This is a genomic window from Streptomyces sp. NPDC050703, from assembly GCF_040654435.1.
Taxonomy (GTDB): domain Bacteria; phylum Actinomycetota; class Actinomycetes; order Streptomycetales; family Streptomycetaceae; genus Streptomyces.
This window is the reverse complement of record NZ_JBFAHX010000047.1, coordinates 1-22,610: the sequence shown is the minus strand read 5'-3', so window position 1 is coordinate 22,610 and position 22,610 is coordinate 1. Positions and strand designations below refer to the sequence as shown.

The window sequence follows — 22,610 nt, the reverse complement described above, 5'->3', positions numbered from 1 at the left end:
GCAGAGCCTGGGACACGAACCGACACCCTTCACACAGAAAGTGCCTTCCAGTAGAGATGGCAGAGACTCTCGAGGAGTCTCATAGGAGACGGCCACCTCGCCGCCCTCTTGACCGTGAGCCTCGATTCTGTGGAGGCGCTGGTGTCCTTCGCCGCGATCGGCGTGGCGCCGGCCGAGGTCTTCGCGACCCACGGCTGCGGCGAGCATGAGTGGGCGGCTGCCCGCAAACGGCTCATCGCGCGGGGGCTGCTGGACGCCGGCGGCGCGGCGACCGACGCGGGTCACGCCCTGCGCGCCGAGGTCGAGCGCCGCACCGACGAACTGGCCGCTGCCCCCTGGCAGGCGCTCGGCGCTGAGGACACCGCGCGACTCGCCGAGCTCCTCGGCCCGTTCAGGCTGGAGGCCATCGGCTCAGGAATGCTGCCCCGCGAGACCACGCTCGGCATAGTGAAGACCCCTCTGGGATGTCCAGGGGGCGCCCTCAGCGCGCGTAGCCGATTCCAGCCATTCGCGAAGCAGATAGAGCAGTCGCCGGGCGATTGGGGCAAGACCGACCGACATCACGCCGTGCTGGAACAGGCCCGCTGCCTTCACAACGAGCCCAGCTCAGCAAGTCACTTGGCAGGAACACCCTCTATACCAGATGCGCGGAACATGACCCAGTCCAGTCCGACGGCAGTGGTTAAGCGCTGCCCATAGATCAGGCCAGCTGCTTCCGCTGTTGCTCGAAGTTGTTCAAGAGAGCGTTCTCTGCCGGAGAGAAGGAGGAACATCCGCAGGTCCATGCTGGTGATGACCCGCTGGTCGGCGCTGTCGGTGAGCCGTTCGACGACGACGACCGTGCCGTGCTCGGCTGCTGCTTCAGCGCAGCGACGCAGGATGAGGGCGGCTTGTTCATCGTTCCAGTTGTGCAGGACGTTGACGAGGGTGTACACGTCCGCCCCGGACTGCAGCGGGTCGAAGAAGTCGCCGGGGGCCGCAGTGAACCTTTCTGCGAGGCCGGCAGCCGTGATGCGGTGGGTGGCGGCACCCACCGCTTCGGGGAGATCCACCAGCGTCGTGCGCAGGCCGGGGAATCTGCGCATCAGGGCTTCCAGGAAGACACCGGTCCCGCCCCCCACGTCGACTACGTGCTGAGCGTGCTTCCACGGAAAGGTATCGGCTAGTTCCTTGGCGAAGCTCTCCGCGTGTGTTTGGCGAAGTGTGTTGAAGTCAGGACCCGTTGGGTGCGCTGCGAGGTCACGATAGAAGGTGTTCCCGTGGGTGTGGAGGTAGGGGGAACGTCCTGTGCACACAGCGTCGGTCAGAGCGCGGGCAGCTGCATCCATACGCCCGCCGATTCCGCTTTCGTCGAGCCATGCGCGTAATTGGGACGGATGGCCGTCGAGCAGGGTAACGGACAGCGACGTGAGGGCGAAGGCGCCGGTATGCGGTTCGCTGAAGACTCCGCGAGCGGTCAGGAAGCTCAACACCCTGCCCAGGACGTCGGGATCGGCCCCGATGCGTTTAGCCAAGAGCGCGGCGGTGTTGTGACCGGCGGCGATGTGATCGGCCAGACGCAGAGTGGCAGCGGTGCGCAGTGCGATGGGGGCCAGTCCGCTAACTGCTTCGGAGAACTCGGTTTCAGTGGTCACGTGTTCACTTCCAGGGGAAGGTGTGGACCGTCCACGAGCTGGTTGCCGAGGAGTTGCCGGTAGCGGGCGCTGGTCTGCACCAGTTGCTCGTGGGTTCCGGAGGCGATGATCTGGCCCTCGTCGACCACGAGGATGCGTTCGGCGTCCCGGACGGTGGAGAGCCGGTGTGCAATGACGAGCACGGCCGTTTCAGGGGGCAACTCACCCAGGGCATCCATGACAGCCAACTCGTTGTGGGTGTCCAGGCTTGCGGTGGGTTCGTCGAGGAGCAGCAGAGCGGGCTCGGTGAGCAGCGCTCGTGCGATCGCCAGTCGCTGACGTTCTCCCCCGGAGAGTGCCGCTCCGTGTTCCCCGACTGGCGTGTCGATGTCTTGTGGCAGTGAATCGACGAGCGTGTGCAAGTTGACCTGGTGCAGGACGTGCTGGATTTCGCTGTCGTCGGTGGGGCGGGAAAGGCTGAGGTTCTCCCTCAGGCTGCCGTGCAGAACCGGGGCGTCCTGTTCGACCAGCGCGATCAGCTGACGACACTGAGCACGGGACAGCTCGGTGGACTGGTGGCCGAGGTAGGCGATCGTGCCGTGAGTCGGCTCGTGGAACCGGCAGATGAGGGACAGGATGGTCGACTTTCCGGCGCCGGACGGTCCGACGATCGCGGTTCGGGACCCGGCGGGGAGATTGAAAGAGACCCCTTGGAGTGCGGGCCGGTGCCCGTCGTAGGTGAAGTGGACATCGTCGAAGTCCAGCACGGGTGCGGTCGGCTGACTGGCTGGAACCGGCTGTGCTGGTCCTTCGTCGTCCTCCACGGGCAGGTCGAGACCTTCCTGCACGCGCTGCAGCGCCCCGGCTGCCCGCTTCATGAGCGTAAGCCCTTCGAGCAGGTTGCCCAACGGCATCACCAGGTACGTGGCGTACAGCAGGACCGCGACTAGATCACCGAGTTCGAGGCTGCCCGAGGCGACACGCATGCCACCGAATACGAGAACGAGGAGGAAGGAACCGGAGGCGGCCAACTGGACAGCCGGCTGTGCGGCAGCGGTCAGCCGTGCGCTGCGGATACCCGCGTCGTACGCGGCTTGCGCCGACGACGTGATCCGCTGCGTTTCGGTGTCTTCGGCACGGTGGGCGCGGATGGTGCGCATCGCGGACAGCCCGCGCTCCAGGTCAGCGCTGAACGCCCCCACAGCCGTCTGGGCCTGCTCGCTCGCGGCACGGATGCGGTCCATCACGACCAAGACGCCGATGCCGGCTACGGCAAAGACGCCCAGGACGACCAGGAAGATGACGGGATCGACCATGAGCATCAGGACGATTGCCCCGACGACCGTCAGAGTTCCCACCGTGACATCGACCAGGCTGCGGGTCAGGCTGTCGCGCAGAGCTCCGGTGTCGTTACCGGCACGCGAGATGAGATCACCCATGCGGTGGTTGGCCAGTACGGGGATATGCAGCCGCAGCAGTCGGCGCACCAGCGCTGTGCGCAGCCGCAAGACGACACTTTCACCAGTGCGCTCCAACAAGTACCGGCCGGTCGTGTCGACGGCGGTCTGCGCCACGAAAAGGACCGACAGCGCCACTGCCGCACCAGCGACTGAAGAGGAGGTGCGGACACGGTCGATGATCTCTCCGGCAAGCATCGGTTGTGCCAGGCCGAGGCCCGCCGCCGCCAACACCAGGAGCACGGCAGCGGTGACGGTGCCGCGATGAGGGTGCAGTAGGCGCAGCATGTCGACCATGCCGACGGTTCGTCGTCCTGGGTCCGCCGGACGTTCGAGTTCACCTGTCACGGTCCTGCCTCCACGCGGATCAGGGCTCGGTACGCGTCTGGCTTACCCAGCTCGGCGACGATTCGTCCGTCGGCTTCCAGCCAGGCGTGGGCGGCGAACGGTGGGGTGGCACGTACACCGACGCACCACGTCGGCCAGGTTCCTTCCAACTGGCACAGCAAAGCGACGGCGATGGAGCGGGGCAGGCACCCCTGCCATCCGGCGCAGGACAAACTGGCCGCCGTCACCGCGTGGTAGTACCGCTCCGTCTGCCGGTAGCCTGCGGGCCGGGCCCTTGCCGCCGCCCATCCCAGCAACACCTTCAGGCGCCGTGGTGGCAGGCGCGCCAACAGCAAGGCGAAGATCACTACGATTTTCGTCCTGGCTCGTTGCCTCCAGCCGTTCGTCTGCCGGGGCGGCATCGTCATTCCTATGCTCACGGCTGGACCAGATCCGACGCTTGGAGCTTTTCCACGAGGGCGGCGATGTCCTTCATCGCCTGCTCTTCGTCGACGTCGTATTCCTGCATCAATCGCTCGGCGATGGCCGCAGGAGAAAGCCGATGATCGAGTCCTTCGGCGACAATGGTTCCTGTCGGGTTGAGCTGGAAATAGACGCCTCCACGTTCGTCCAGCAGAACCGATCCGTATTCGGTTCGGACGATGGACACATTGTCACGCAGTCGCAGGTGCATTTCTCTTCCCCCTACGGTCATACCGCTTTCAGTCGTGCAAGGTACGCAGCCATAGTTCGCAGGCCACAGTTGTCAGCAGGGACCCGTTGTCGAGTTCGGGCGAGTCGGGGTTCGCGCACAGATTCCTCAGGTGTGTTGCATCGACCAGTCCGCGATCGGCCAGGCGGGACTCGCTCCACAACTTGCCCAGGAAGTCTGCGTGGGTTCGCAGGCCGAGCGCCTGGGCCATGTCCCCTACACCCTTCGTGGTGCGTTGCAGCAATATGTCCGGTATGACCTCCCGCATGGCTTCAGCAAGGAGAGGTTTGTACCGGTGGGGCTGGACACGGTCCGGAACGCGCACGCGCAGAGCTGCTTCGATCACGCGGTCGTCGAAGAAGGGGGCGGACATGGCCAGTCCCGCGTGGGCGGTGATGTCAGTCAGCGCCCGCACGAGGCGCGCCCCGTCCTGAAGGCCGTCCAGTTCCAGATGCCGGCCGGGTGTGGAGGCCAGTGGGGTGGTCGTTCGGGCCGCCCGGCTGACTTCCTCCCGGATCACGTCGGTACCCCAGGCGGTGGTCCAGGGCGGAATGGTGGCTCCGAGCCCCCAGGTGAGGAAGGGGTACATGGGGTCTGCGCCTGTTCCCGATAGCGAGCGGGACGCCAACCAGCGACGGTACGAGGTGGGGAGCAGCAGTTGCCGGGCCATGTCAGCTCGTGACCAGCGGAACATCCCCCGGTAGATGGCAAGGCGCCGGGCCGCGGTGAGCGGGTGTCTGGTCAGCATGTCCGCCCAGAGCGTTGCCAGGCCGACAAAGAGATGGTCACCGCCGTGCCCCGTCAGGTGTACGTCCGCACCTGCTGCGCGGCCAGGCAGAGTCATCGCGAGCACCCGTGCCCGGCTGGCGATTCCTGTGGAGGGTTCGTCCAAGGGCTCGACGGCCTGGTCGAGGTCGGCGTACACCAACGGGACATCGTGTGCGGCGACGACATGGTGATCGACCCGCTCGCTGTGGAGTATGGCCAGATCGGCCCAGTCTCTGTCGTCGTCGAGAGGGTCGCGGCTCTCGGCCGTCACGGCCAGAACAGGGCGCTCTTGCGTCGCGAGGAAGAGCAGGGTGGTGGAGTCGAATCCACCGGACAGCTCGCTACTCACACAGGTGCGGCCTTGCAGATGGAGCCGGACGGACGTTTGCAGGGCCCGCCGTACCTCCTGGGCCCCGGTGGGCAGGGAGTTTCGCTGTTCCGGGGGCTGCCACCAGCGACACACGCGCTGCTGGCCCCGCGTGTCGAGGTGAAGCCAGCTGTCGCTGGGAAGAGTGTGGATCGTTTCCCACAGCGCACGCTGGCCCAAGGGGTGCGGCATGGGTTCCAGCAACCTGAGGGCCAGAGCTGCGTGGTCCAGTGGGGCACCGGTCATCTCGGCCAGGGTTCGGGCTCTGTCGGACACCCACCAGCCGTCGTGGTAACGGGTGTAGAAGACCTGCCGGACTCCAGAGGCAGTCCCCTGGATCCGGACGCCGTCGGTCCCGATGGTGGCGATGACGTGGAAGAGCCCGGGGATACTCGTGACGACGCGGTCAAGGTCGACTGCGGTGCGACAGTTCGCCACGGCGCGTTCGAGAGCCGGCGAGGTCGGGTCACCGGGACCGATCAGGGCAACGGTGTTTCCGCCGGCACGAACGCACGTCAGCGATGACGAGGTCAGGCGTGCCCTGATCCAGGGTCGGCCTGAAGCGTGGGCGATGGTGTGGGTCGGATTCCAAGGAGGGCACCCGACCGCAGAAGCAGCCTCGTGGTCGGGTATCACCACAAACTGATCCATGATGCTGTCGAGTGCCTTCCTCGGGTTCGGGCGTGTTACGGGATGAGGCGGCCGACCAGCTGGTCGCCCCTGATTCGGCCGAAGCCGGCGGTTGCCGTTGCGAAGGAACCGCGCTCGATCAGGGCGGGAGTCTCGTAGGTCTTCTTCATAAGGCTGTTCACCTCCTTTCGTCTGAGAGTGAATCCACTCTCTCCCTGATGCGCACGCAACGTAATTGGCTCCGGAGCCAATCTCTGGGCGTAGACGAAGGCGGCTAGACTGACCTTCAGGCGTGAACTCAGGCCCAGCTTTGCCAAGATGCTGCCTGTGTGAGCGCGAACAGTACGTTCGGTGATAAACAGTTCCATCGAGATCTCTGCGTTGCTTGCTCCGTGTGCCAAGATCTCAAAGACTTCAAGTTCTCTGCTGGTCAAACTGGTGATGCGGCTCAACGCCTGCGCTAAATCTGACATCGCGAACTTCGAACGCATCGTGGTTCCATTCCCCTATCATCTCGTAGCTGCGTGTCACCTTGCGCGGAGAGCCTCGTGAGGCCCTTGATCCTCTGAAGTGGCGCTTCTGGCCATGGCATTGCTTCGGGCTCACCCACCGACTCCCAGAACCCTTGGCCGGGCATGCCGGTTGTCGCACGAGATTCAGTAGCCTGACGGCAAGAGGTGCGCATCCGCGATCGGGATGATGGTGTGCCAAGTCCGTACGTGGTGGCTCAGGCAACGCCGCGTGTGGAGCAACGGCAGTCAGCGGATGCATGCCCGGACTGGCTTGAAGAAGTGCTTTCAGCACGGAGAGGACGCATCCCCCAAGGGTCTGTTCCCTGCAGGCTAGGGGCGTCGCGGAGGCCGCGCTCCGCCGTCGTACCCCTGCGCCTGACGTCCTTTCGCTGTGGAGACAATGATGCTCCCCGGCCGCTGTCTCGCATGGGCCCTGCCTTCTGGAGGTGACAGTCGGCGCTCCGGCGCCGTTCTCTTGGGCCGATCTTACGTATACGTCAAAGCTCTGTCAACCAATCAGAGAGAGCCCAACTCATCGCTGCAGGTCACCGGCCCAGAGTGCATTCGATGGAATCAACTATCATGTATATGGCGCAATTTGACTGGTGCCGAGCAGGTGGTCCCTTAGTTACCATTCCATCATGGTCACTCCAGATCCGGGCACACCACCGTCGTCCACCTCGTCCGGACAAGAAGCAGCATTGTTTGGTGAGCGATTCCGGCGCTTGATCGAAGTCGTATATCCAGCTGCGCTGGGGCGGCCATATACGGACACGGAGATCGCCAAGCATACGGGGCTGTCCAACCAGTATGTTGGGAAACTTCGAAAGGGGCAGTCTGTTCCCAGTCTCGCCAACGCTGGCCGGATGGCGAAGCTCTTCGGGGTTTCGACGGACTACTTCCTCAACCCGCCAGAGCATTCAGCTGTCCAAGCTGTTGAGCGGAATCTCCGGATGATCGAGAACCATCGTGCAGGACGAGCGCAGCGTGTGGGACACCGTTCTGCTGGTGTTGACGCCGAGTTGCTCTCCGATGAAGAGGTACGACACATCGCCGAGGGGGCCGCAGAACTCCCGTCCTCGATGAGGGGCTCGGTGACCACGGTGATCGATCAACTCCGCCAGGCCATTGGACTAGGAAGGGGAGACGGATTCGGCTCCCCCTGAATCGTGGCCGGTAAAGCTTGCCGCAGTCGCGAGTGCGGCGGCCTGCTGCAGTTCCGCTGCGGAGAGACATGCCACAGCCAGAGGAGGGGGCAAGTGAGCCTGTCCGACATGCCCATTGGCTTCATGGCGACGAGATGGTGGATTCCCGAAGGACAGGAGAAAGCTCTCGTGGGCTTGCGACGTGCCCGACGCAAGTGCCGAGCCCTGCTGGAAGGGGCCAGCGTACCGCCGTACACCACGGTAGAGGAGCTGTGTGAACGGCTAGGGGCCAAGCGGGGACGCCCTATTGTTCTGATCCCGAAGGAGTTGGTTCCTGGTGAAACCTCTGGGAAGTACGAGCAGCATCTCACTGAGGACCGGATCTACTTCCCTCTGCATACGAGTACGGCCCATCAAGCCCACATCATCTGCCACGAGTTGGCACATCTCCTGCTTGAGCATATCCCTGAACTTGACGCCATTGACCCGGACGTAACCCGTCTCGTTCTAGGGCGTTCCCACTACTCCAGTCCGGCCGAAGAGCAGGCTGAGGTTCTCGGAACCCTCCTATGGCAGCAGCTGGACCTAGCCACCTCTGTGCCAGCCAGTGCCGCAGTGGTCACTTCGCTGGAACATCGTTGGAGCCGCCATGTATGACTTCGTCGCCAGCTGCCTCTACCTAGTCATAGCCGCCCTCTGGTTCACGGTGGGAGGCTTCAAGGCGCAGGCTTGGCGGCGGCAGCAGGCTCCGGCGCTGCTTGCCATGGCTATCGCGTCAGTGGCGACGGCCGTCTCCTTCCTGTGCTCGGTTCCGGTTGTTGCAGACGCAATCAATGAGAAGTCCGGGGTGAGCTTCCTTGGATTGCTTTTCGTCTATCTCGGTAGGATTCTCTTCAGCGCCGGCGCGGTCGTGCTCGTCCTGCTGTGGGCGCCGCCGTCGCAGGGTTCGGACAGCCGCCGTGCATGGACTGTTCCGTACTCCGCGGTGCAGTCCGAGGTCCGAAGCAAAGTCCTGCTCGTCTATGGGCCGGTCATGGTGGCCATGACGACGCTGTTTGCCTTCTTCCCTTCGGGCTTGGACAGCGACGAGCCTTTGGATACAACGTATGCAGACCGGCCCACGGTCTTTGCTTATCTCCTCGTCTATCAGGCGGGGTTCGGATGGGCCCTCTGCCAGCTGGGGATGATCTCCTGGAGTTACTCCGCTGATCCGGCCAACTGCGGGCTTCTGGGGCGCAGTTTGCGGCGTATCACCATTGGGTGCGCGCTGATTGGAGGGTATGTCCTCAGCAAGATCGCTGTCATAGTCGCCGCAGCAGCAGGTACGAATGCTCTGGACTGGGTGGGGTCGCTTGTGAGCCCTCTATCGGGCTGTGTGGGCTGCCTCGTGCTCGCCTCTGGCTGGGTGGGTGCCGCGGCGGTCACTTGGCGCGAGCGTCGCTCGCATTACCGGGCCCTGCGCCCGCTGTGGACGGCTGCGCTGCAAGTCGACGGGCGGCTGGCATTGGACACATTGCCGCGGCCATGGGCGGAGTGGCTGGTTGCCCGGGACTTGGAGTGGCGTATCACTCGGCGTACGCGGGAGATCCGCGACGGCCAACTGGCTCTGCGGCCCTGGGTGCCAGCCGATGTCGTTGAGACCGCTCAACGCCGGGCGGCTCAGCACGACGGCCTGGATGGGCCTCGGGAGCGTGAGGCTGCTGTTGCTGCTGCAGCCTTTGCCGGCGGCTTGCGTGCCTTACGCGCCGGAGAGCGTCCGGCACAACACTGTGAACGGACCCCTGGCATCGATGTCGAGCCTGGAGAGGAACGGCAGCACCTGGTCCTGGTTGCAGGACATCTTAAGGGACCGTTCGTCGCCGGTGTTCTTGCTGACACAGCCTGATCAAGAGGGCCCGGAACAGGACGAGTTGAGATCTATGGACTGCAGGGGGCAACTTGATGTCAACGCCTGGAAAGAGCTTGCCGCTGTCGCATGCTGAGGCTATCTACCGGCACCTCGTCCGGCATGACCTGTGCGAGGATCTCGCATTCGGCCTCAACATCGGCTTCTACCGGACCTTCGCTGTACCCGAAATTGCCAAGGTCCTTGTCTCCACCGGCAAGATGAACGCCCAGACCGAGCTACGGGCCATGACGACCGGGCTGATGATGCACCAGCTGTTCTACTACGGCCTCGACAGCGAAAAAGGCGCGCGAACTGTGCAAGCCCTGAACCGCATCCATGCACGCTGGGAGATCGGCAACGAAACCTACCTCTACGTGCTTGCCTGCTTCGACATTGCCCCGATCCGCTGGTGCGATGCGAACGCCTGGCGGGCCACCACCGCAGAGGAGAAGGACGCGTGCCACACCTTCTACTGCGGTCTCGCGGAGCGGATGGGTATCCGCCACGTACCGCCAACCTGGGACGAGTTCGCCATCTGGACCGACCGTTACGAAGAAGAACGCTTCGACGCCACTCCTGAGTCTGCCCAGCTATGGGTCGCTACCCGCGGCTTCCTCATTAGCCGTTGCTTCTCCGCCAAGCTTGCCCCGCTCTTCCGTGGCGCGTCGGACGCGTTCCTCGACGAACCCCTACGCAGGGCCTTCGGTGTTGCCCGTCCACACGCTGCGGCGCGCACTCTGGCCGCCATCAGTATCAGGCTTCGAGCGCGGCGCATTCATCGAGCCCACTCTGCCCCCGACTACCAACCTGTCCTCCCACCCGCCGTGCGCGATTTTGCGTGATCCCGTGCTGCGGCCGGTTCAGTGGCGAACGACCTCGTGCATGGGCGGCGGCGAAGCAAGGTGTCATGTGAGGCCCCGAGACTCTCATGTCATCTATGTCCTGAGGCCCCCGCGACTACGCCGAAACCCCGACCACACGAAACGGGGACGCCTTCACCTCGGTCGGCGGCCTGCAGCCAGGCCGTCTGGCGTGCGGCGACACGAGCGGACCGCAGTCACGGAAGAATATGCTCGTCGGTCTTGGAGAGCAGCCGCTAGGTGGTGGGTGTGGACGCCACTGCACCGAACGCTTTGCTCTGGTCGTGCAGCATGGCCAGGTTCGTGATGCGAGGTCCACGGTGATCCGGCCGGGGTCATGACCGGTGCCACGTGAATGCAGCGGGCGCAGCGCGGTGACCGCACTCACTCCGACTGAAACGCCGAGGCTAGGGTCGTCCCATGACCACTCGGGAGACTGGACCGCAGATCGTTGCGCTGGGCCGTTGCATCGAGGAGGGGACGCCACTCGGGCCCTTCGAGGGAACCGTGTTCTCGGGTTTCACCGCTGCTTCCGGCTCGGGGCGCATTCACGCCGTCGCGGACTGCCCCCGCCTCGGCAAGGCATCGTCAGTACGCGCCGTGGACTTCTCCTTGGATGCTTCCTCGCTCGGGCGGCTCTGCGCGAACTGGTGCTGCCGCTGGCCTCTGCCCGATGGCGGGCGTTGGCCCGTCTTCCTCGACGCGTTGGACGCCGTATCGCGGCTTCGACTCGACGAAGAGGAGGTGCGGGAGCAGCTTCCTGACGAGGCGGAGATCGACGAGGCGGTGTGTGCTGTCGCAGGGCGAGTATCCGCAGGACGAGGATGACGCCGATACCTGGAAGCGCCACGAAGAGGCCAGGGCGTGTCGCGACGACCTGATCGCCCTGTGGCGGGACGTCCAGGACCGCCTTGTCATGTCAGCTGAGGGCTTGGCCGCGTGTCCCTGGCTGCGCGCGTGGGCCGAGGACCGGATGGCGGCGCACGCGCGCATTGCAGAGAAGCTGCGGCAGGCGGTGGTTCCCTTCTATACCCCACGGGTGCTCGCCGAGGCCGCCGCCGTCGCCGAGCTGCCCGAGCCCGCGCTGACTCCTGACAGCGCCTTCGGGATCTTCGGTGACGACGCGTCGATTGTGCTGCGGAAGGTGTGGAGAGCATGGCGAGCCAGCGCCCGGTCGGACGCCAAGCCGCTCGCCACGGCCGCGCTGTCAGCCGAAGCGGAATTGCACGAAGCGCTGGGGCGCCGCCGAAAGGGAGTGGACGAGGCAAAGCAGGCGCTGTGGCAGCTGACCGAGACCTGGGCCGAGCAAGCTCAACTGACAGCAGCCGAGCAGTCGGCGGGACGCCCATGGCGCCTGATCGGCGTGCGGATCCCGCCGCGCAGTCCGTACTGGCAGGACGAGAGCTCTCATGAAGCGTTGACCCCATGGGAGTTGGCTGTTGTCGCGGTTTACCAGGTCGCGGTGGACTGGCACAAAAGAGCGGCCGCCCTGTGGGTGCCGCAGGGCATCGGCGATCAACTCCGCACACAGGAAAGCTCGATGGAGCCTGTGGAGGCCGTCGACCTGCTGGTCGGCGCCGAGGACTGGGCGGCGCCGGCCGCGGCGCTCCTGGCGGCATGGGAGCCGAGCGGGCACGGGACCCGCATCTGAGGCGGGCCTGCCCCTCACGTACTCGCTGTGGCTACGCCAAGACCGCCAAAACACACACGTCCCCGGTCGCCGTTTGCCCACCTGTGCGGAAGTTTCGAAAAAGCGCAGGTCACATGGGGTGAACCTCGGCGGTCGGCAGCTCGAGCGGGTCTGCCACGGACGTTCCGTCCCGCATATATCCCGTGGAAGCTCCTCGGCCGTACCTGCGGGATAGGGGAGCCGCGGCTCTCCGCCACTGCGGTCCGCAAAACCCCTGGTCAGCGCCCCGATGGCGGTCAGTTGCACACGGTCAAGGAGGCCGTTGCGGTTTTGACATGCGCAAGAAAGACCCTGACCGGCGTTTCCGCTGGTCAGGGCCTTGTTCCGAAGTGCCCCCGGCAGGATTCGAACCTGCGCACACGGCTCCGGAGGCCGTTGCTCTATCCCCTGAGCTACGGGGGCGTATCGTCCGCTTGCGCGGCGACGGGTAGAACCCTACCAGCTCTCCGGGGGCTCTCGTGAACAGGTATTTCCGTGGTTCAGGGGGCGCGGTGCGGGGGCGCCGGCGCGTGGCCCTCCGTGTGGGGGTTCGGGCACGGCGGGAGGGTGGAGGTGGAGGGCCGTCCAGGGGGACGGAGGTGTTCCGCACGGGGCGGAAGTAGGGAAAACCGGGACGCGGTGGTGGGGGTCGACCTACTCTCGAGTTGTGCCTCGCATGCCCGGCCGTGTGCTTGTTGTCGACGACAACAAGGTCATCCGGCAACTGATCAGGGTCAACCTCGAGCTGGAGGGCTTCGAGGTCGTGACCGCGGCCGATGGTGCCGAGTGTGTCGACGTCGTGCGGGACGTCCAGCCCGACCTGGTCACCCTCGATGTCGTCATGCCCCGCCTCGACGGGCTGCGGACCGCCGCCCTCCTCCGTTCCGATCCCCGGACGCGGCATCTGCCGATCGTCGTCATCAGCGCCTGTACGCAGTACGAGGTGGAGAACGGGCTCGACGTGGGCGTCGACGCCTTCCTCGCCAAGCCGTTCGAGCCGAATGAACTCGTGCGTGTTGTACGGCAGTTGGCCGAGCGTGGGCGTGGGAAGGGGGCCGGGCGTGGAGCGGTGGGCGGCGGCCTCTCCGGTGCCGAACCGTATGGCGATGCGCCCGCCGGCGAGAACGGACGCGGCACCATCAGCGAAGCCGAGCGCGCTGAGCGTGCCGAGCGCGCTGCTCAGGCTGGTGGTTGACGCCGTCGTCCGCCTGTCCACATCCCGGACCCGCGTCGAAACCGATTCGCGGACCCACCCCCCTCCTCCCATACGCTTGGCCCGTGACCCCCGTCGAGCTCTCCCGGACCGTGCTGCGCGCCATGCGTGCCGCCGTCGATGCCGGGGAGCTCCGGGTGCCGGTGCCGGAGGATGTCGGGGCGGTGCCGGTCGAGCGGCCTCGGCCGGGGGGGTGCGGGGACTACGCCACCAGCGTGGCCCTGCGGCTCGCCCGGGCGGCGCGGATGCGGCCGCGGGACGTGGCGGACGTGCTGGCCCCGTGGCTGGCCGCGCAGCCGGGGATCGCAGGGGTGGACATCACCGGGCCCGGGTTCCTCAACGTCACCCTCGCCGGCGCGCCCTCCGAAGCCCTCGTGCGGGAGATCGCGGAGGTCGGCCTCCGCTACGGGCACGCCCCGCGCGACACCGGGCAGCTCGCCCAGATCCACGTACCCCGCGAAGTCCGCGCCCTCGTCGTCGCCGACGCCGTCCGGCGGATTCTGCGTAGCCAGGGAACCCTCGTCCGGGTCACGTGCGACGCCGCGCCCGAGGCGGCCTGGGTGGACGTCCTCGGGATTCGCGTGGACGCCCACGGCCGGCCCCCGGCCGACCTCGTCGGCCCGCAGCCCGCCCTCGCCTCCGGCGACCTGGACGCCCCGCAGCCCGCCCCCGGTGCCCCCAGCACCCCGCAGCCCACCCCCGCCTCCAGCGACCTCGGCGCCTCGCGGCCCGTCCCCGCCCCCGCCTCCGGCGACCTGAACGCCCCGCAGCCCGCCCCCGGTGCCCCCGGCGCCCCGCAGCCCACCCCTGCCTCCAGCAACCTCGGCACCCCGCGGCCCACCCCCCGCGCCTTCGCCACCCCGCGCCCCGTCCCCGCCTCCGGCGACCCCCTCCGCCTCGGCCGCGACGCCGGCCGCTGGGCCCTGCTCCACCCCGCCGCGCACGATCACGCCCGCGTCACCCCGGAGCAGGGCGGTGACCGGCACCTGGAGCAGCGCGAGGGCAACCCCCTCTTCCGCGTCCAGTACGCCCACGCCCGCTGCCGCGCCCTCACCCGCAACGCCGCCGACCTCGGGTTCACCTCCACCCCCGGCGACCTCGGGTTCACCCCGACGCCCGCCGACCTTGGGTTCACCCCCGCCCCCGGCGCCCTCGGGTTCACCCCGCCCCCTGGCGATTTCGGGCTCACCCCGACGCCCGCCGACCTCGGGCTCACCCCCGCCCCCGGCGCCCTCGGGTTCACCCCGCCCCCTGGCGACCTCGGGCTCACCCCGACGCCCGCCGACCCCGGGCTCACCCCCGCCCCCGGCGACCTCGGACTCACCCCGCCCCCCGGCGGTCTCGGGAGCACCCCGCCCCCCGGCGGTCTCGGGAGCACCCCGCCCCCCGGCGGTCTCGGGCTCACCCCCACCCCCGCCGACCCCCAAGCCACCCCCACCCCCGCCGCCCCCCGAGCCACCCCCGCCCACCCCCTGCTGACCGCCCTGGCGGACTACCCCCCCGTCCTCGCCGCCGCCGCGCGCCACCGTGCGCCCGACCGGCTCGCCCGGCAGCTCGTCGTGGTCGCCGATGGGCTGCTCGCGTATCAGCACCTCGTTCTGCCGCGCGGTGAGGAGAAACCCTCGGCCGCCCACCGTGCCCGGCTCGCCCTCGCCGAAGCCGCCGGGACGGTGCTTGCCGGTGGCCTGTCCCTGCTCGGCATCAGCGCACCCGAACATGTGTGATGCCCCGGCCCCGAGAGGCGGGTGTCACCCCGTGAGAGACGAGACACGCGAGTCATGAGCCGTTCCGCACACCCCGCAGGACCCCGCCACGCCGACGTGCTGCCCGAGGGGCACTACAGCGCGCCGCCCGCCGACCTGAACGCCCTGGACCCCAAGGTCTGGGCCCGCACCGTCACCCGTACGCCCGAGGGCGGCGTCCGTGTCGGCGGCATCGAAGTGGCGCGGCTGGCCGAGGAGTTCGGCACCCCCGCCTACTTCGTCGACGAGGCCGACTTCCGCGCCCGCTGCCGCGCCTGGCGCGAGGCGTTCGGCAGCGAGGCCGACGTCTTCTACGCCGGCAAGGCCTTCCTGTCGCGGGCCGTCGTGCGGTGGCTGCACGAGGAGGGGCTGAACCTCGACGTGTGCAGTGGCGGGGAGCTCGCCACCGCCCTCGCCGCCGGCATGCCCGCCGAGCGCATCGCCTTCCACGGGAACAACAAGACACCGGCCGAGATCGAGCGTGCCGTCGAAGCCGGTGTCGGGCGCATCGTGCTCGACTCCTTCCAGGAGATCGTGCGCGTGGCGCACATCGCCGAGCGGCTCGGCAAGCGCCAGCCCGTGCAGATCCGCGTGACCGTGGGCGTCGAGGCGCACACCCACGAGTTCATCGCCACCGCGCACGAGGACCAGAAGTTCGGGATCGCGCTCGCCGGCGGGCAGGCCGCCGAGGCCGTGCGCAGGGCCCTCAAGCTGGACGGGCTGGAGCTGATCGGCATCCACTCGCACATCGGGTCGCAGATCTTCGACATGGCCGGGTTCGAGGTGTCCGCCCGGCGTGTCGTGCAGCTGCTCGCCGAGGTGCGCGACGAGCACGGCGTCGAACTGCCCGAGATCGACCTCGGCGGCGGCCTCGGCATCGCGTACACCTCGGACGACGACCCCCGTGAGCCGCACGAGATCGCCGCGGCGCTGCACGAGATCGTCGCGCGGGAGTGCGCGGCCGCGGGCCTCCGGATGCCGCGGATCTCCGTCGAGCCCGGACGCGCCATCGTCGGGCCCACCGCCTTCACGCTGTACGAGGTCGGGACCGTGAAGCCCCTCGAAGGGCTGCGCACCTACGTCTCCGTGGACGGCGGCATGTCCGACAACATCCGTACCGCGCTCTACGACGCCGAGTACACCGTCGCCCTGGTCTCCCGCTCCTCCGACGCCGAGCCCATGCTGGTGCGGGTGGTCGGCAAGCACTGCGAGAGTGGTGACATCGTGGTGCGGGACGCCTTCCTGCCCGCCGATCTCGCGCCGGGTGATCTGATCGCGGTGCCCGCCACCGGTGCGTACTGCCGCTCGATGGCGAGCAACTACAACCACGCGCTGCGCCCGCCGGTCGTCGCCGTGCACGACGGCGCGGCGCGGGTGATCGTCCGGCGTGAGACGGAGGAGGACCTTCTCCGTCTCGACGTCGGGTGACGACCGACACGCGCTCGCCGCTCCGATACCGGCGCCGGTGTCGGAGCGGCATCGGATAATGAAATACATGTCTCATGATTCGGACGATGGACGGAAACTCCATTCCGGTGCGTGAGACTGGTCCCATCGTAGATGTATGAGAAGTGAGGTCGGATGATGCGTACGCGTCCACTGAAGGTGGCGCTGCTGGGCTGTGGGGTCGTCGGCTCAGAGGTGGCGCGCATCATGACGACGCACGCCGACGACCTCACGGCCAGGATCGGCGCCCCGGTGGAGCTCGCCGGGGTCGCCGTGCGGCGCCCGTCGAAGGTGCGTGAGGGAATCGATCCTTCGCTCGTGACCACCGATGCCACCGCGCTCGTCAAGCGCGGGGACATCGACGTCGTCGTCGAGGTCATCGGGGGCATCGAGCCCGCCCGCACGCTCATCACCACCGCCTTCGAGCACGGGGCCTCCGTCGTCTCCGCCAACAAGGCGCTCATCGCGCAGGACGGCGCCGCGCTGCACGCCGCCGCCGTCGAGAACGGGCGGGATCTTTACTACGAGGCCGCCGTCGCCGGGGCCATTCCGCTGATCCGGCCGCTGCGCGAGTCCCTGGCCGGGGACAAGGTCAACCGCGTCCTCGGGATCGTGAACGGGACCACCAACTTCATCCTCGACGCCATGGACACGACGGGGGCGGGCTACCAGGAAGCCCTCGACGAGGCCACCGCGCTGGGGTACGCCGAGGCCGACCCGACCGCCGACGTCGAAGGATTCGACGCCGCCGCCAAGGCCGCCATCCTCGCCGGGATCGCCTTCCACACGCGCGTGCGCCTCGACGACGTCTACCGCGAGGGCATGACCGAGGTGACCGCCGCCGACTTCGCCTCCGCGAAACGGATGGGCTGCACCATCAAACTCCTTGCCATCTGCGAACGGGCCGCCGACGGTGGTTCCGTCACCGCGCGCGTGCACCCCGCGATGATTCCGCTCAGCCACCCGCTGGCCTCCGTGCGCGAGGCGTACAACGCCGTCTTCGTCGAGGCCGAGGCCGCCGGACAGCTCATGTTCTACGGGCCCGGCGCCGGCGGCTCACCCACCGCTTCGGCCGTCCTCGGCGACCTCGTCGCCGTCTGCCGCAACAAGCTCGCCGAGTCCACGGGCCCCGGCGACTCCGCGTACACGCAGCTGCCCGTGGGCTCCATGGGCGAGGTCGTCACGCGCTATCACATCAGCCTCGACGTGGCCGACAAGCCGGGTGTGCTCGCCCAGGTCGCGACGGTCTTCGCCGAGCACGGCGTGTCCATCGACACCGTTCGCCAGACCGGCAAGGACGGCGAGGCATCGCTCGTCGTCGTCACCCATCGTGCGCCCGACGCCGCCCTCACCGGCACCGTCGACGCACTGCGCAGTCTCGACACCGTGCGTGGTGTCGCCAGCATCATGCGGGTTGAAGGGGAGTAAGCAGCAATGACCCACCAGTGGCGCGGAATCATCGAGGAGTACCGGGACCGGCTTCCGGTATCGGACACCACGCCGGTCGTGACGCTCGGCGAGGGCGGTACGCCGCTCGTGCCCGCGCAGGTGCTCTCCGAGCGCACCGGCTGCGAGGTCCACCTCAAGGTCGAGGGCGCCAATCCCACCGGGTCCTTCAAGGACCGCGGCATGACCATGGCCATCACCAAGGCCAAGGAGGAGGGCGCGAAGGCGGTCATCTGCGCCTCCACCGGCAACACGTCGGCCTCCGCAGCGGCCTACGCCGTACGCGCCGGAATGGTCTGCGCCGTCCTGGTGCCGCAGGGCAAGATCGCGCTCGGCAAGATGGGCCAGGCGCTGGTCTACGGCTCGAAGATCCTCCAGGTCGACGGCAACTTCGACGACTGCCTGAACCTGGCCCGCGCCCTCTCGGAGAACTACCCCGTGGCGCTGGTCAATTCGGTCAACCCGTTCCGCATCGAGGGCCAGAAGACCGCCTCGTTCGAGATCGTGGACGCCCTCGGCGACGCCCCCGACATCCACGTCCTTCCCGTCGGCAACGCCGGCAACATCACCGCCTACTGGAAGGGCTACAAGGAGTACGCCGCCGACTCCGTGTCGACGCGTACGCCCCGGATGTGGGGCTTCCAGGCCTCCGGTTCCGCGCCCATCGTGCGCGGCGACGTGGTCAAGGACCCCTCGACGATCGCCACCGCGATTCGCATCGGCAACCCCGCGTCCTGGCAGCACGCCCTCGACGCGCGCGACGAGTCCGGCGGCTTCATCGACGAGGTGACGGACCGTGAGATCCTGCGCGCCTACAAGCTGTTGGCCTCCCAGGAGGGCGTCTTCGTGGAGCCCGCGTCGGCCGCCTCGGTCGCCGGTCTGCTGAAGGCCGCCGAGCAGGGCAAGGTCGACAAGGGGCAGAAGATCGTGTGCACCGTCACGGGCAACGGCCTCAAGGACCCCGACTGGGCCGTCGCCGGCGCTCCGCAGCCGGTCACCGTCCCCGTCGACTCGGCCGCCGCCGCCGAGCGCCTCGGCCTGGCGTAACCGGCACAGGGGTGGCACAGGAGGCTCACGACACGCATCGTGCGCCTCCTGTGCGCCCTATGTCGCCACAGAACCTTCCTTCGATAGGCTGTACCCAACCCACCCCGCATATGCCGCGGTGCCGCCGTCGCGCGGGTCGGGGCGCCGCCGTTGTGCGCGGCCTCCGGGTGTTCCGTACATGTGGCACGTGACATCACGCAGCCTCACAAACACGCAGCTCAAGGAGAGTCATCGAGCGATGGCCGGTCCAGCGTTCCGCGCCGCCGCCGTCCGGGTGCGCACCCCCGCCACCAGCGCCAACCTCGGTCCGGGCTTCGACGCCCTGGGCCTGTCGCTGGGTCTCTACGACGACGTGGTCGTCCGGGTGGCCGACTCCGGCCTGAACATCGACATCGCGGGGGAGGGCAGCGACACCCTCCCGCGCGACGAGTCCCACCTGCTCGTACGATCCCTGCGCACCGCCTTCGACCTGCTGGGCGGACAGCCGCGCGGCCTTGAGATCGTCTGCGCCAACCGCATCCCGCACGGCCGCGGCCTCGGCTCCTCGTCCGCGGCCATCTGCGCCGGCATCGTCGCCGCGCGCGCCGTGACGATAGGCGGCGAGGCCCGGCTGGACGACACGGCCCTGCTCGAACTCGCCACCGAGATCGAGGGCCACCCCGACAACGTCGCCGCGTGCCTGCTCGGCGGTTTCACCCTGTCCTGGATGGACGGGGGAGCGGCCCGCGCGATCCGGATGGAACCGGCCGGTTCCATCGTTCCGGTGGTTTTCGTACCCGGGAAGCCCGTCCTGACCGAGACGGCGCGCGGACTGCTCCCGCGCACCGTCCCGCACGTCGACGCGGCGACCAACGCGGGCCGGGCGGCCCTGCTCGTCGAGGCCCTGACCAGGCGCCCCGAGCTGCTGCTCCCCGCCACCGAGGACCGACTGCACCAGGAGTACCGCGCTCCGGCCATGCCGGAGAGCACCGCCCTGGTGGAGCGGCTGCGCGCCGACGGCGTGCCCGCGGTGATCTCCGGCGCGGGCCCCACGGTCCTCGCGCTGGCCGAAGAGAGTACGGCCGACAAGGTCGCGCGCCTGGCGGGGGAGGGCTGGGCGGCCAATCGCCTGGCGCTCGACGCCGCCGGAGCGAGTGTGCTGCCGCTCGCGCCGTGACGCGGTGAACAAAGGGTTTCGGGGTGTCCCGATTCCGAGAGGGGGAATGTTTGTTGGATCCGGTAGTGTTAATCTCAAGTCTGCACCCGACCCCACCATGGCGAGGTGCTTTGTGTCCCCGTCCGGGACAACCATTCTTCCGGGAGCCTCCCAAACTGCTTCGTGCCCCGCACTGAGCAGTCCTGAGCACGCTCCGGAACCGGCGTGACCGAGCCGGGTGACACCGCACGTCAGTGACACCGCACCGGGACTCGCCATCACCAATGAATTCTTCCGCCGCTCAGGCGGACAACCGCCCCGGCACGGTCCACAGCACACAGCGAGGACCGACCGCCGGACAGCACAACCGGTCGCCGAGCCAGACAGGCCGACGCCCGCTCCAGGGAAGGACCCTTCGTGAGCGACACCACCGATCTGATGGGCGTGACTGCCGACACGCCCGCCACGGACGCCTCCGCGGCGCCTGCCACCGGTGCTTCGGCCGGGTCCCGGCGGCGCCGCGGCACCGGCCTTGAGGGCATGGTGCTGGCGGAACTGCAGCAGGTCGCATCGGGCCTTGGGATCAAGGGCACCGGGCGCATGCGCAAGAGCCAGCTGATCGAGGTCATCAAGGAGGCGCAGGCCGGGGGCGGAGCCCCGGCGAAGAGCGCCGCGCCCGCCGCGGACGCCGCCACCGAGACCAAGCCCAAGCGCCGCGCCACCTCGAAGGCCCGTACGGGCGAGGACGCCGCGGAGGGCACCGCCAAGGCCGGCAAGCCGGAGAAGGCGGAGGGCAAGGCCGAGAAGGCCGCCACCCAGCAGCAGATCGACATCCCCGGCCAGCCGGCCGGCGGCCCCGCCCGCGCGAGCGACACCGAGCGCGGCGGGGACGACCAGCCCGCCGGTGAGCGCCGCAGGCGCCGGGCCACGGCCGACGCGGGCAGCCCCGAGACCGTCACGGCCGAGGCGAAGGCCGAGGCCAAGGCGGATGCCAGGGGCGACGCCCCCGAGGCCAGGAACGACAAGGGCGGCGACGGCGCCGGCGGTGACGGTGCCGACGGCCGCCGCGAGCGCCGCGACCGCCAGGGCCGCGGCCGTGACCGCGACCGCCGCGGCAACAAGGGCGACGAGCAGCAGGGCGGCGGCCGTCAGGACCGCCAGGACCGCCAGCAGCAGGGCGGCGGGCGCCAGGACCGGCAGGACCGCCAGCGGGACAACGGTCCGCGGGCCGACGACGACGGGGACGACTTCGAGGGCGGGCGTCGCGGACGCCGCGGGCGCTACCGCGACCGCCGTGGCCGTCGTGGCCGCGACGAGCAGGGCTTCGGCAACGAGCCGCAGGTCTCCGAGGACGACGTCCTGATCCCCGTCGCGGGCATCCTGGACATCCTCGACAACTACGCCTTCATCCGTACGTCGGGCTACCTCCCGGGCCCCAACGACGTGTACGTCTCGCTGGCCCAGGTCCGCAAGAACGGCCTGCGCAAGGGCGACCACGTCACCGGCGCGGTCCGCCAGCCCAAGGACGGCGAGCGCCGCGAGAAGTTCAACGCGCTCGTGCGCCTGGACTCGGTCAACGGCATGGCGCCCGAATCCGGGCGCGGGCGGCCGGAGTTCAACAAGCTGACGCCGCTCTACCCGCAGGACCGGCTCCGCCTGGAGACCGACCCGGGCGTGCTCACCACCCGCATCATCGACCTCGTGGCGCCGATCGGTAAGGGGCAGCGCGGTCTGATCGTGGCTCCGCCGAAGACCGGCAAGACCATGATCATGCAGGCGATCGCCAACGCGATCACGCACAACAACCCCGAGTGCCACCTGATGGTCGTCCTGGTCGACGAGCGTCCGGAAGAGGTCACCGACATGCAGCGGTCGGTGAAGGGCGAGGTCATCTCCTCGACCTTCGACCGTCCCGCCGAGGACCACACCACGGTCGCCGAGCTCGCCATCGAGCGTGCCAAGCGCCTGGTGGAGCTGGGCCACGACGTCGTCGTGCTGCTCGACTCGATCACCCGCCTCGGCCGCGCGTACAACCTCGCGGCCCCGGCCTCCGGGCGCATCCTGTCCGGTGGTGTCGACTCGACGGCCCTCTACCCGCCGAAGCGCTTCTTCGGTGCGGCGCGCAACATCGAGGACGGCGGCTCGCTGACCATCATGGCCACCGCGCTGGTCGACACCGGCTCGCGCATGGACGAGGTGATCTTCGAGGAGTTCAAGGGCACCGGCAACCTCGAACTCAAGCTGGACCGCAAGCTCTCGGACAAGCGGATCTTCCCGGCGGTGGACGTGGACTCGTCCAGCACCCGCAAGGAGGAGATCCTGCTCGGCAGCGACGAGCTCGCCATCACCTGGAAGCTGCGCCGCGTGCTGCACGCGCTCGACCAGCAGCAGGCGATCGAGCTGCTGCTCGACAAGATGAAGCAGACGAAGTCGAACGCCGAGTTCCTGCTCCAGATCCAGAAGACCACGCCGACGCCGGGCAACGGCAACGACTGACCCGGCGTGGCCGTCTGAGACAGGTCACCGGAAGGGGCCGCTCCTCCGCGCCGCGCGGCACGTCGGCGATGTTCGCCTTCAGCGCGGCCGGGTTCATCGCCACCAGGACGTTCGGCGCGTCGCCCGGGGTGAGGATG

19 protein-coding genes, 1 tRNA gene and 1 pseudogene are annotated in these 22,610 nt (G+C 68.2%); 14 read left to right on the top strand and 7 right to left on the bottom strand.

What is annotated here, in order from left to right; translation table 11 throughout:
* Positions 1 to 84: 84 nt before the first annotated feature.
* Positions 85 to 453 (top strand): annotated as a pseudogene (locus tag AB0I16_RS30580) (hypothetical protein); the annotation flags it as partial.
* 161 nt (positions 454 to 614) lie between these two features.
* Here AB0I16_RS30580 and AB0I16_RS30575 read toward each other — a convergent pair.
* From AB0I16_RS30575 to AB0I16_RS30550, 6 genes are read right to left on the bottom strand one after another with little or no spacing between them, the layout of a single operon-like run.
* Positions 615 to 1,634: a methyltransferase gene (locus AB0I16_RS30575; RefSeq protein ID WP_363252879.1), complete on the bottom strand. Its 1,020-nt coding sequence runs from the start codon at positions 1,632 to 1,634 to the stop codon at positions 615 to 617.
* Positions 1,631 to 3,367, bottom strand: a complete 1,737-nt coding sequence (locus AB0I16_RS30570) for an ABC transporter ATP-binding protein (protein WP_363252878.1) — start codon at positions 3,365 to 3,367, stop codon at positions 1,631 to 1,633. Before AB0I16_RS30570 ends, AB0I16_RS30575 begins: the two co-directional genes overlap by 4 nt.
* Positions 3,368 to 3,414: 47 nt before the next feature.
* A complete protein-coding gene (locus AB0I16_RS30565; protein WP_363252877.1) occupies positions 3,415 to 3,837 on the bottom strand; it encodes a lasso peptide biosynthesis B2 protein in 423 nt (140 codons plus the stop codon).
* Complete coding sequence (locus AB0I16_RS30560; RefSeq protein WP_363252876.1) at positions 3,834 to 4,091, bottom strand: lasso peptide biosynthesis PqqD family chaperone; 258 nt, start codon at positions 4,089 to 4,091, stop codon at positions 3,834 to 3,836. Before AB0I16_RS30560 ends, AB0I16_RS30565 begins: the two co-directional genes overlap by 4 nt.
* Before the next feature lie 28 nt (positions 4,092 to 4,119).
* The gene (locus tag AB0I16_RS30555; RefSeq protein ID WP_363252875.1) at positions 4,120 to 5,895 is read right to left on the bottom strand and encodes an asparagine synthase-related protein; all 1,776 of its coding nucleotides are present in this window, start codon (positions 5,893 to 5,895) and stop codon (positions 4,120 to 4,122) included.
* Between the two features lie 35 nt (positions 5,896 to 5,930).
* A complete protein-coding gene (locus AB0I16_RS30550; RefSeq protein WP_363252874.1) occupies positions 5,931 to 6,365 on the bottom strand; it encodes a keywimysin-related RiPP in 435 nt (144 codons plus the stop codon).
* A gap of 662 nt (positions 6,366 to 7,027) precedes the next feature.
* On the opposite strand from AB0I16_RS30550, the gene AB0I16_RS30545 reads away from it, so the two are divergent.
* The 6 genes from AB0I16_RS30545 (at position 7,028) to AB0I16_RS30520 (ending at position 11,930) form a co-directional block, all read left to right on the top strand.
* Positions 7,028 to 7,552, top strand: a complete 525-nt coding sequence (locus AB0I16_RS30545; protein ID WP_363252873.1) for a helix-turn-helix transcriptional regulator — start codon at positions 7,028 to 7,030, stop codon at positions 7,550 to 7,552.
* Between the two features lie 93 nt (positions 7,553 to 7,645).
* Positions 7,646 to 8,188, top strand: coding sequence for a hypothetical protein (locus AB0I16_RS30540; protein ID WP_363252872.1), 543 nt, complete (start codon positions 7,646 to 7,648; stop codon positions 8,186 to 8,188).
* Positions 8,181 to 9,416 carry an MAB_1171c family putative transporter gene (locus tag AB0I16_RS30535; RefSeq protein WP_363252871.1) on the top strand — a complete coding sequence of 412 codons (1,236 nt, stop codon included), beginning with the start codon at positions 8,181 to 8,183 and terminating at the stop codon, positions 9,414 to 9,416. The genes AB0I16_RS30540 and AB0I16_RS30535 overlap by 8 nt, the downstream gene beginning before the upstream one ends.
* Positions 9,417 to 9,493: 77 nt before the next feature.
* Positions 9,494 to 10,261, top strand: a complete 768-nt coding sequence (locus AB0I16_RS30530) for an oxygenase MpaB family protein (protein ID WP_363252870.1) — start codon at positions 9,494 to 9,496, stop codon at positions 10,259 to 10,261.
* 438 nt (positions 10,262 to 10,699) lie between these two features.
* Positions 10,700 to 11,107, top strand: a complete 408-nt coding sequence (locus AB0I16_RS30525; RefSeq protein ID WP_363252868.1) for a hypothetical protein — start codon at positions 10,700 to 10,702, stop codon at positions 11,105 to 11,107.
* The gene (locus AB0I16_RS30520; protein WP_363252867.1) at positions 11,070 to 11,930 is read left to right on the top strand and encodes a hypothetical protein; all 861 of its coding nucleotides are present in this window, start codon (positions 11,070 to 11,072) and stop codon (positions 11,928 to 11,930) included. The genes AB0I16_RS30525 and AB0I16_RS30520 overlap by 38 nt, the downstream gene beginning before the upstream one ends.
* A 369-nt stretch (positions 11,931 to 12,299) precedes the next feature.
* Here AB0I16_RS30520 and AB0I16_RS30515 read toward each other — a convergent pair.
* Positions 12,300 to 12,371: transfer RNA gene (locus AB0I16_RS30515), tRNA-Arg, on the bottom strand.
* A gap of 253 nt (positions 12,372 to 12,624) precedes the next feature.
* Between AB0I16_RS30515 and AB0I16_RS30510 the strand changes: the two genes are divergently transcribed.
* The 7 genes from AB0I16_RS30510 (at position 12,625) to rho (ending at position 22,473) form a co-directional block, all read left to right on the top strand.
* The gene (locus AB0I16_RS30510; protein ID WP_363252899.1) at positions 12,625 to 13,143 is read left to right on the top strand and encodes a response regulator; all 519 of its coding nucleotides are present in this window, start codon (positions 12,625 to 12,627) and stop codon (positions 13,141 to 13,143) included.
* A gap of 83 nt (positions 13,144 to 13,226) precedes the next feature.
* Complete coding sequence (nrtL, locus tag AB0I16_RS30505) at positions 13,227 to 14,885, top strand: ArgS-related anticodon-binding protein NrtL (RefSeq protein WP_363252866.1); 1,659 nt, start codon at positions 13,227 to 13,229, stop codon at positions 14,883 to 14,885.
* Between the two features lie 54 nt (positions 14,886 to 14,939).
* Complete coding sequence (gene lysA, locus AB0I16_RS30500) at positions 14,940 to 16,331, top strand: diaminopimelate decarboxylase (protein ID WP_363252865.1); 1,392 nt, start codon at positions 14,940 to 14,942, stop codon at positions 16,329 to 16,331.
* Positions 16,332 to 16,484: 153 nt separating this feature from the next.
* On the top strand, positions 16,485 to 17,777 hold the full coding sequence (locus AB0I16_RS30495; protein ID WP_363252864.1) for a homoserine dehydrogenase: 1,293 nt from the start codon (positions 16,485 to 16,487) through the stop codon (positions 17,775 to 17,777).
* Between the two features lie 6 nt (positions 17,778 to 17,783).
* Complete coding sequence (thrC, locus tag AB0I16_RS30490) at positions 17,784 to 18,842, top strand: threonine synthase (protein WP_363252863.1); 1,059 nt, start codon at positions 17,784 to 17,786, stop codon at positions 18,840 to 18,842.
* A 238-nt stretch (positions 18,843 to 19,080) separates the two neighbouring features.
* A complete protein-coding gene (thrB, locus tag AB0I16_RS30485; RefSeq protein ID WP_363252862.1) occupies positions 19,081 to 19,998 on the top strand; it encodes a homoserine kinase in 918 nt (305 codons plus the stop codon).
* A 396-nt stretch (positions 19,999 to 20,394) separates the two neighbouring features.
* Positions 20,395 to 22,473: a transcription termination factor Rho gene (gene rho, locus AB0I16_RS30480; RefSeq protein WP_363252861.1), complete on the top strand. Its 2,079-nt coding sequence runs from the start codon at positions 20,395 to 20,397 to the stop codon at positions 22,471 to 22,473.
* The last annotated feature ends 137 nt before the right edge of the window (positions 22,474 to 22,610 follow it).